This is a genomic window from Nocardia alni, assembly GCF_019038435.1.
Lineage (GTDB): Bacteria > Actinomycetota > Actinomycetes > Mycobacteriales > Mycobacteriaceae > Nocardia > Nocardia alni.
This window is the reverse complement of sequence record NZ_JAGPOX010000113.1, coordinates 22996-32699: the sequence shown is the minus strand read 5'-3', so window position 1 is coordinate 32699 and position 9704 is coordinate 22996. Positions and strand designations below refer to the sequence as shown.

Sequence of the window (9704 nt, the reverse complement as noted above, 5' to 3'; positions counted from 1 at the left end):
GTCCCCGCCCGGGTGAGCAGATCGGTGATCGCGTCGAACTCCCGCGCGCGTCCGACGAGTCTTCGCCCGGGGGTGGGATCCGTCGGCGCACCGGAGTTCACGGCCCCGCTCGATACCCCGATGTGCTGCGGCGACCGCCCGCCCGCATCGGCGCCGTCGGCAGCGTTCGACATAAAAAGGCTCCCTGATGTCGTCAGGCGGTCGATAGTACTCGTCGCGCACGCGCCTGTGCCGTGAGTCACCGTCCGACCCCTTCACAGGTCAGCCACAGGTTAGCCACAGTGCGCGGCAAGCAGGTCATCGTCTACTGGTGCGGTCGCCAGGGTGAGGTTCACCGGTGGCCTCGACACGTGAACGACTCGATGACAGAAAGGCTCCGCCAGTGGCGAGAGATCTGACCCAGCTGGAAATACTCGGTGAACTGGAGCCGGTGGCCGCGCAGAACCTCGACCGGCATCTGTCGATCGCCAGGGACTGGCATCCACACGATTACGTGCCGTGGGACGAGGGCCGCAACTTCGCGGCTATGGGCGGCGCGGACTGGGATCCGGAGCAGTCCAGGCTCAGTGAGCTCGCCAAGGCGGCGATGGTCACGAACCTGCTGACCGAGGACAATCTGCCCTCTTACCACCGGGAGATCGCCGAGAACCTCTCGATGGACGGCGCCTGGGGCACCTGGGTCGGGCGGTGGACCGCGGAGGAGAATCGGCACGGGATCGCCATGCGCGACTACCTCGTGGTCACCCGCGGCGTGGATCCGGTCGCGCTGGAACAGGCCCGGATGATCCACATGACCAACGGCGCGCAATCACCCGACGACTGGGGCGGGTTCCTGCTGAACGTCGCGTACGTGACCTTCCAGGAGCTGGCAACCCGTGTGTCGCACCGCAATACGGGCAAGGTCTGTGACGACCCGATCGCGGACCGGATGCTGCAGCGCATCGCGGCCGACGAGAACCTGCACATGATCTTCTACCGCAACCTGTGCGGCGCGGCTCTGGACCTGGTCCCGGACCAGCAGATCGAGGCGATCACCCGGATCGTCACGAACTTCGTGATGCCCGGATACGGCATGCCCGATTTCCGCCGCAACGGTGTGCTGATGGCCAAGCACGGCATCTATGATCTGCGCCAGCATCTGGAGGAGGTCGTCCAGCCGGTGTTGAAGATCTGGAATGTCTTCGGCCGCGAGGACTTCGGACCGCGCGGTGAACGTGCCAGGGATGAGCTCGCCGAGTTCCTGGAGAAACTGGACCGCGACGCCACCAGGTTCGAGGAGCAGCGTGACCGCCTGCTGGCCCGCGAGGCCGCCCGCGCGGCCCGTCAGCCCGCCGAGGTCCGGTAGGTCCTCACAGAGGTGGCGCGTCACCGGTCGTCCCGGGCAGACGGACGGTGAATTCGGTGTGCCCGGGAACGCTGGTCAGGAGGATGACGCCGCCGTGCGCCCGGATCACGGCGTCGGCGATGGCCAGGCCCAGGCCGGTGCTCCCGGCGCGCCGGGAACGGGAGCTGTCGCCGCGGGCGAAGCGCTGGAAGATCTCCGGCTGGAGTTCGGCGGGGATGCCGGGGCCGGTGTCGGTGACCCGCCAGATCGCGCCGCCCTCATCCGGTTCCAGGCCTACCGTGACGACGGTGCCGGGTGGGGTGTGCACGCGGGCGTTGGCCAGCAGGTTGGCCAGCACCTGATGCAGGCGGATGCCGTCGCCGGTGACCGTGACCGGCTCGTCGGGCAGCTCCAGATCCCACCGATGCCCGGGCCCGGCGATATGCGCGTCGCTGGCCGCGTCGACGGTGAGCCGGCTCAGGTCCACCGGTTCGCGCTCGAGCGGCCGACCGGAGTCCAGCCGCGCCAGCAGCAGCAGATCCTCCACCAGACCGGACATCCGCAGGGCCGCGGCGTCGACCCGGCTCACCGCGTCGGCGACCTCCTCGGACAGTTCGTCGCTTCGGCGTTGTGCCAGTTCGGTATATCCACGGATCGCGGCCAGCGGCGTGCGCAGCTCGTGACTGGCGTCGGCGACGAACTGCCGCACCCGCGTCTCGCTCGCGTGCCGTGCCGACAATGCGCCGGTGATGTTGTCCAGCATGCGATTCACCGCCGCGCCCAGGCTGCCGACCTCGGTGTGCGGATCGGCGTCCTGGGTCGAAACACGGACGGGCAGAGCGACTTCGCCGTGATCCAACGGCAGTGCGGCCACCTGATATGCCGTGGCGGCGACGCGGTCGAGCGGTGCGAGCGCCCGGCGGATCAGGGTGATGCCGACCGTGACCGCGATGAGCAGGACGACCGCTGTCACGCTCAGCAGCACCGCCAGCACCCGCATCAGCGTCGCGTCGACCGAGGCCAGCGCCAGCCCGGTGACGACGGTCGGACCCCGGCGACTGGTATCGGCGACCACCCGGTAGCTGCCCAGGCCGTCGATGTGCATCGTCCTGGGCCGGCCAGTGGCGGGGACCGCGGCCAGCTGTCGTCGCGCGGAGGCCGTCAGCAGCGTCCGGTTGCCGTCCGCCTCGAGTTTTCCCGCGGCACTGACGATGCCGCGGTTCACGACCGCGCCGATCTCATCCTGTGGCACGCCGGGCCGCCCCAGGAAGCCGGGCCCCGGGCCGTTGGACGCCGACGACCGGCGGGGCGGCTGGTGGAACGGTGGTCCGGCGCCCGGGTCCTGCGGGTCCGGTCCGGGAAACGCGGTGTCCGGCGGCGTTGCGGGTGACGCGGCGCCGACTCGCGTCACACCGGCCACCGGGGCGCCCGTTGGTACATAGGGCGGCCTGGGCGGCGGTCCCGCATCGGCCGGCGGCCACGGGCCCGGCGCGGCGCCCGGCGGTGGTGGGAACGGCGGCGGTCCCGCGGGGAACGGCGGCGGTCCGTGGAACGGCCCGCCGTCGATGGTCATCAGCGCTCGCTTCTGCGCGCCGTGCACCTGCCCGTCGAGTTGATCCACCAGAAATTGCTGCAGCGCGAACTCGGTGGTCACGCCGATGCCGACGACCACGGTGACCAGCAGCAGCACCTGCCCGGCCAGCAGCCGTGCCCGCAGCGACCAGCGCCGCGGCGACAGGATGCGGTGACGGACCGGGCGTGTGTTCATTGCTGGCATTCTCGCATTCGGCTCCGGGGCGGACGGGATAGCCCGGGGTGGGATCGAAGCCGACGCGCTCGGACGCCAGGTCCGACTGTGTTGATACGGAGACGGATTCGGCAGCGCACGGGGTGGGCCGGCAATTGTCCGAAACGTAGCTGTTTCTATTGACACCGAGGGTTTGCGGTGGTTTGCTTCTGCGGATGGTAGATCGATCTACCATGGGGACGGATCCCATGTTCCGCGTGAGAGGGCACCCACGTGATGAGGGTCAGGTCGTGGGCCGTGCCGCTGGTGATGGCACTGGTATCACTGATAGCCGCGTGCGGGCTCACCTCGGGGCCGACGGCGACCGCGTTGACCATTTATACCGCGCGCCCCACGGCGATCTCGAAGAATGTCATCACCGCCTTCGAGGCCGCGGAGCCGGTGTTCAAGGGCCGCGTGCGGGTGCTCACGCTCGGGGCGGCCGAGTTGGCCGAGCGGGTGCGCGCCGAGGCGCATCGACCCCAGGCCGACGTGTGGTGGGGCGGCACGCCGCAGGCGTTCGACCAAGCCGCGCGGGCCGGATTGCTGTCGCCGACCGGCTCGGGCGTCATCGACCGTGTGCCTCCCCAGTTTCGTGGACAGGACGATCTGTGGCTGGGTGAGATGCGCACGGTCAACCTGATCTTCTACAACAATGCGATGCTCGGCGCCGCGCGGGCGCCGAGGGACTGGGACGACCTGGTCGCGCCGGATCGTAAGGGCAAGCTGCTGATTCGTGATATCGCGGCCTCGGGAACGATGCGCAGCATCTTCGCGGCGCTGATCGGCCGCTCCTACGCCCGGACCGGGAGTCCACGGCAGGGCTATCAGTTCCTGCGGGCACTGGATCGCAACACCGCGACGTACGCTGCGAATCCCAACGATCTGTACCTGCGCATCGAGCGGCAGGAGGCGCCGATCAGCGTCTGGGACCTGCAGGACATCCTGGTGCAACGATCGAAGGGTGCGCATTTCACGCCGGTGGTGCCTGCATCGGGGGCGATGATGCAACTCGACGGGGTCGCCCGGATAAAGAATGGACCGCACGGCGATGCCGCCGACGCCTTCCTGGAATTCCTGTTGCGCCCCTCGACCCAGCAGATGCTGGCGGACAGGTCGTTTCAGCTGCCGACGGTCCCGCTGCCGCGAAACCCGCTTTGGCTGAACGGAATCGACCTGCGTGAAATGCCGGTGGATTGGGCGACGGTGAACAGTCACGAGGACGAGTGGATCGATTACTGGATCCAGAACATCAAGGACCGCAGTTGATCAGCTCGAAACTCCCGCCAGGCGCCGTGTTGCCGATAACCCTGGACCGGATCCGGAAAACCTACGGTCCCGCGACCGATATCACCATGCACACCACCATCGGCGCGGGCGAGTTGTTCACGCTGCTCGGTCCGTCCGGCTGCGGTAAATCCACGCTGCTGCGGGTGATCGCGGGGTTCGTCGCCCCGACGAGCGGTCGAATCCTGTTCGGGGACAACGACGTCACCGGCACCGCGCCGAACCGCCGGGATACCGGCATGGTGTTCCAGAACTACGCGCTGTTCCCGCATCTGAGCGTGGCCGAGAACATCGGATACGGCCTGCGGGCGCGCAAGGTGGACAAGCGATCCCGGGCCGAGCGGGTGGCCGCGGCGCTCGACCAGGTCGGCCTGGCCGGTTACGCGGACCGCCGGATCGACCAGCTCTCCGGCGGCCAGCAGCAGCGGGTGGCCTTGGCCCGGGCAGTGGTCATCACGCCGGCCGTGCTGCTCCTGGACGAGCCGCTGTCGAACCTCGACGCCAAGCTGCGCGAGGAGACTCGCGCCGAAATCCGCCGGGTGCAGACTTCGGCGGGCATCACCACGGTCTACGTCACCCACGATCAGGCCGAGGCGTTGGCGATCAGTGACCGCGTCGCGGTCCTGGATCGGGGCAGGGTGCACCAGATCGATACACCCGCGACCGTATATCACCGTCCAGCAACGGAATTCGTCGCCAGATTCATCGGCCGCAGTAATGTCGTGTGCGTCACCGTCGTCCACACGCATGATCACGAGATCGCCGTGACGCTGCCCGGCGGTGCATCGATGACGGTCCCGCGGCCGGCCTGGGAGCCGATCGAGGTCGGTGCGGACCTGGCGCTGTCGCTGCGGCCGGAAACGCTCGGATTCACCACGCCGGAGCAGGGTTTCCTACAGGGGCGGGTGAGCGCGATCGAATTCACCGGGGCCACCAGGATGTACACCGTTGCCGCGGCGGAGCTGACGGTGCACGTGGCGGCCCCCGATGCGCCGGGGCGACCGGACGTCGGCGACCGGGTGGCGGTCGGCCTCACCTCCGGGCAAGCATGGCTGGTGCGGCCATGACCCTGTCGACGACCGAATTCCCCTCGCCGGCAACGGATTCACCGGCGCGCGCCGAGCTGCCGGAAATACCCGGCGGCCGCGGGCGACGGTGGGTCCGCCCCGGCGACCGGTTCGTCTATGTCGTGGCGGCCGGGGTGGTCGCGGTGCTGCTGCTGTTCGTCGTCGTCCCGATGGCCTATACGGCGGTGTCCAGCACCCACGGCAGGGGCGCGGCCGCGAACTATCGAACCTTCCTCGACGGCGGGTCGAGTACGGCTCTGCTGCTGTCGGTCGGAATATCCCTGGCATCGGTGCTGGGGTGCGGCATCATCGGCACGTGCCTGGCCGTCGCGGTCAGCAGGTTCGAGTTCCCGGGCCGCCGGATTCTCGAGGTCGCCGCTCTCGTCCCGATGGCCCTGCCGCCCCTGATCGGCGCGGTGTCGTTCGTCCTGCTGTACAGCAAGACCGGCATCGTCCCGCGGACACTGTCGCACTGGTTCGGCGTCGCTCCGGCGGACGTATCGGTCGGCGGTGTCGGCGGCGTGGTGCTGGTGCACGTGCTCACCATGTACCCGTTCTTCTACCTGCCGGTGGCCGCGGGGCTGGCCGGGCAGGACTCCTCGCTGGAGGCGGCCGCCTACAACCTCGGAGCCGGTCGGATCCGGGTGTGGCGCACCGTGATTCTGCCGATGCTCACCCCGGCCCTGGTATCCGGCGCACTGGTGACGTTCATGATCTCGATGGCCTCGTTCACCGCACCCCAGCTCTACAACGTGCAGACCCTCACGATGCAGATCGTCGCGACCCAGACCGGCGGTGATCAGGATCTCGCCGCCACGCAGGCGACCGTGCTGGCCGTGGTGTCGATCGGATTCCTGGTGGCGATGCGGTGGTATCAGGGTCGCAGCCTGCACCGCAGCCTGTCGAAGGGGACCCAGCGCGAGCGCACCGTGAGCAGGGGACCGATGCGCTGGGTGAGCGCGGGCGGCGCCACCGTCCTGACGCTGGTGCTGCTGGCTCCGATTCTCACCGTCGTGCTGGTGTCGTTCTCGGTGGACAACTCATGGACCACCCAGATCCTGCCGCCCACTTACACTTTCGCCAACTACGCCACCCTGTTCACCGACCCGGGCAGTCTACTGCCGATGTCGGTCAGTGTGCAGATGAGTCTTCTGGCCACGGCGGGCGCGGTGCTGCTCGGTGTCGCCGCCGCCTACGTGGTGGCGCGCTGGCGCGGGCCGGGACGCACCGGGATCGACATCATGACGATGCTGCCCTGGGCGCTACCGGGGACGGTGGTCGGCCTGAACCTGGTCAACGCCTTCAACGACCCCCAGCCCTCGAACCTGGGTCTGTCGCTGGTCGGCACGCTGTGGATCCTGCCGGTGGCCTATCTGGTTCGGTTCGTGCCCTTGGTATTTCGCTCGTCGAGCGCGGCCCTGGATACCATCGATCCGGCACTGGAGGAGGCGGCGCGCAGCCTGGGCGCCGGACCGTTGCACGTGCTGCGCACGGTGACGATCCCGTTGATAGCCAAGGGAATCATCGCCGGGGCGCTACTCGCCTTCGTCGACGGTGTTGGCGAGTACGTCGCGTCGGTGGTGATCTACCCGGCCAGCTTCCCGCCCCTGTCTGTCGAGATCTACAACCGCATCTATTCCTCCGAATTCGGCACCGCCGCGGCCTACGGGACGCTGCAGGTCGCCCTGATCCTGCTGGTTCTCATCGCCGGCAACGCCCTGCAGCGCGGTCGGCGAGGGCCGCGCCATCACGTCATGCGGGCCACCTGATGTACGACCGAGAAGGGCCTATGACGAAACGATTCACCTCCGGCCGGGTGCCGGCGAGCGGGATGGAATCCCTGTTCGAACTACCCGAGCGTTGGCAGTGCTGGCTCGATGTCGAAGCGGCGCTTGCCCTTTCGCAGGCCGATCTGGGCTTGATTCCCGAAGCGGCGGGTACTGCCATCGCCGATGCCTGCCGGGTCGAACGGCTCGATGTCGGCCGGGTCGAGGCGGAGATAGAGCGCACGAGTCACCCGCTCATGGCGTTGGTCGTCGAGCTCGCCGATACCGTCGGCGGGCCGCACGGCGGATGGGTGCACTGGGGAGTCACCACCCAGAACATCACGCAGACCGGTGACACCCTGTTGCTGCGGCGGGCCTACACCCTGATCCGGCGGCAGGTTCTGCAGATTCTGGCCGGCCTGGCCGAGCTGACCGACCGCGGCGCCGACATGATCATGGCCGGGCGCACGCACGGCCAGCACGCCGTGCCGATCACGTTCGGGTACAAGAGCGCCGCGTGGATCGATGAATATCTACGCCATCTCGAACGCCTCGACCAGCTCGCGCCGCGGCTGTTCGTCGCGCTGCTGGGCGGCGCGGCGGGCACCTCGGCCGCCCTCGGCGAGCATGCCCAGGAATTGCAGCGCCGGGTCGCCCGGCGGCTCGGCCTGGCGCCGATGGCCGTCCCGGCCCGCAGCATCGGCGACCATCAGGCCGAGCTCGTCGTCGTCCTCGGATTGATCGCCGCCACCAGCGGGAAGCTCGCGCGTGAGATCTATCAGCTGATGAAGACCGAATACCAGGAGGTCGAGGAGCCGATCCCGCTCGGCACGGTCGGCAGTTCCACCATGCCGCACAAGCGCAATCCACAACTGTGCCAGGACATCATCGGCCTCACCGCCGAGATTCGGGCACTCTCGCCGCTGGCGCTGGAAATGGCGATGAGCGAACACGAGGCCGACCACGCGTCCTCCGCCCTGTTCGAGGCTCAGCAGCGGGCGTGCGAGCTGACCGCGGAATCGCTGGCCCGCGTCGCGGTCGTCACCGCCGGGCTGCACCTGAACCCCGAACGGATGCGCCGCAACGTCGAATTGTCCGGCGGCATGATCCTTTCCGAGGCGATCATGCTGCGGCTGGGACGGACGCTCGGGCGGCAAACGGCGCACGAGATCGTCTACGACGCCGCCCAGACCGCCGCGACCACGTCCATGCCCTTCGCCGATACCCTCGCCGCGGACGCCCGGATCGCCCGGGGGCTCGATATGGCCACCGTCGTCGAGCTGCTCGAACCGAGCACGCACCTGGGCCTGGCCTCGGTGATCGCGCGCGAGCAGGCCGGGCGTGCTCGCACGATCATCACGGATGGCCAGGACCGGCGCGAGCCGCCCGACGCACACCCCTCGGCCGGAAGCGGGTCGGTGCGGTGAGCGGGCAGATTCCCGGTGCCCGGCGCGTCACCCTGATCGATGTGGCCCAGCGGGCCGATGTCTCGCGGGCGACCGCCTCGCTGGTGGTGCGCGGCGCCGGACGGGTCTCGCAGGCCACCCGGGACCGGGTCCAGCAGGCCATGGACGAGCTGGGCTATGTCTACAACCGCGGTGCGGCCTCGTTGCGCGGTCCCCGGAGCAACGTCATCGGCGTCCTGGTCACCACCGTGACGAATCCGTTCTTCGCGGAGGTGATCGTGGGGCTGGAGGAGCGCCTGACAGAGCTGGGCTATGTGTCGCTGCTGGCCGATACCCTCAACGATCGCGATCGTCAGGCCGAACTGGTCACCTTCGTCCAGGAGAGCAACGTCGCCGGCGTGGTGCTGGTCCCGGCCTTCGATACCGATCCACGTTCGCTCGATTCTTTTGCCGTGCAGCAGATTCCGTTGCTGTTCCTGACCCGTTCGGTCGGTGACGCGCCGGATCTGTGCATTCGCACCGATGACATCGCGGACGGCGACGTCGCCGCCGATCACCTGTTCCGGCACGGCTGCCGCACCGTTGCCTATCTGGGCGGACCCGTGGACGCGCCCGCGCAGCACGACCACCTGATCGGGCTGCGAGCCGCTGCCGAACGGCACGGCGTCGCGCCCGAGCGCCTCCTCACGATTCCCGCGCCGACCACCGCGCGCGGTGGTCTCGAGGCCGGCCGTCGGCTGCTGGCGACCGAGCCGGGATGTGACGGGATCATCTGCCACAGCGACGATGTCGCGCTGGGTGTCTACCGGGCACTGCACGACGCGGGCCGGGCGGCGGACATGCGGGTGGTCAGCTTCGACGACATCGACCACGCCGAGCTGTTCGAGCCGCCGCTGACTACCATTCGGCGCTCGCCGCTCGAATTCGGCCGCCGCGCGGCGCAGATGCTCGGCGACCGGCTCGACGGGCGCAGTACCGCGCCGGCCACCGCGATCGTTCCCTCCGAGCTGGTGACCAGGCGTTCGTGCGGCTGCGCACCGGGCGGCGAGCTGGCGGAGGCGGTGTGAG

General features: G+C 68.9%; 7 protein-coding genes. 6 read left to right on the top strand and 1 reads right to left on the bottom strand.

Annotated features, from left to right (window positions below; genetic code table 11):
* The first annotated feature begins 382 nt into the window (after nt 1-382).
* Nucleotides 383-1345, top strand: a complete 963-nt coding sequence (locus JZ791_RS32475) for an acyl-ACP desaturase (RefSeq protein ID WP_216899741.1) — start codon at nt 383-385, stop codon at nt 1343-1345.
* 4 nt (nt 1346-1349) lie between these two features.
* Here the strand turns inward: JZ791_RS32475 and JZ791_RS32470 are convergent, their stop codons facing one another.
* Nucleotides 1350-3092, bottom strand: a complete 1743-nt coding sequence (locus tag JZ791_RS32470; RefSeq protein WP_216899739.1) for an ATP-binding protein — start codon at nt 3090-3092, stop codon at nt 1350-1352.
* 255 nt (nt 3093-3347) lie between these two features.
* Between JZ791_RS32470 and JZ791_RS32465 the strand changes: the two genes are divergently transcribed.
* From JZ791_RS32465 to JZ791_RS32445, 5 genes are read left to right on the top strand one after another with little or no spacing between them, the layout of a single operon-like run.
* Entirely contained in the window at nt 3348-4379 is a 1032-nt protein-coding gene (locus tag JZ791_RS32465; protein WP_216899737.1) for an extracellular solute-binding protein, read from the top strand.
* On the top strand, nt 4376-5464 hold the full coding sequence (locus tag JZ791_RS32460; RefSeq protein WP_254206713.1) for an ABC transporter ATP-binding protein: 1089 nt from the start codon (nt 4376-4378) through the stop codon (nt 5462-5464). The genes JZ791_RS32465 and JZ791_RS32460 overlap by 4 nt, the downstream gene beginning before the upstream one ends.
* The gene (locus JZ791_RS32455) at nt 5461-7233 is read left to right on the top strand and encodes an ABC transporter permease (RefSeq protein WP_216899735.1); all 1773 of its coding nucleotides are present in this window, start codon (nt 5461-5463) and stop codon (nt 7231-7233) included. The genes JZ791_RS32460 and JZ791_RS32455 overlap by 4 nt, the downstream gene beginning before the upstream one ends.
* Nucleotides 7234-7253: 20 nt before the next feature.
* Complete coding sequence (locus JZ791_RS32450; protein WP_216899733.1) at nt 7254-8657, top strand: lyase family protein; 1404 nt, start codon at nt 7254-7256, stop codon at nt 8655-8657.
* Nucleotides 8654-9703 (top strand): LacI family DNA-binding transcriptional regulator, encoded by a 1050-nt coding sequence (locus JZ791_RS32445; protein WP_216899731.1) that lies wholly within the window; start codon nt 8654-8656, stop codon nt 9701-9703. Before JZ791_RS32450 ends, JZ791_RS32445 begins: the two co-directional genes overlap by 4 nt.
* Nucleotide 9704 lies beyond the last annotated feature (1 nt).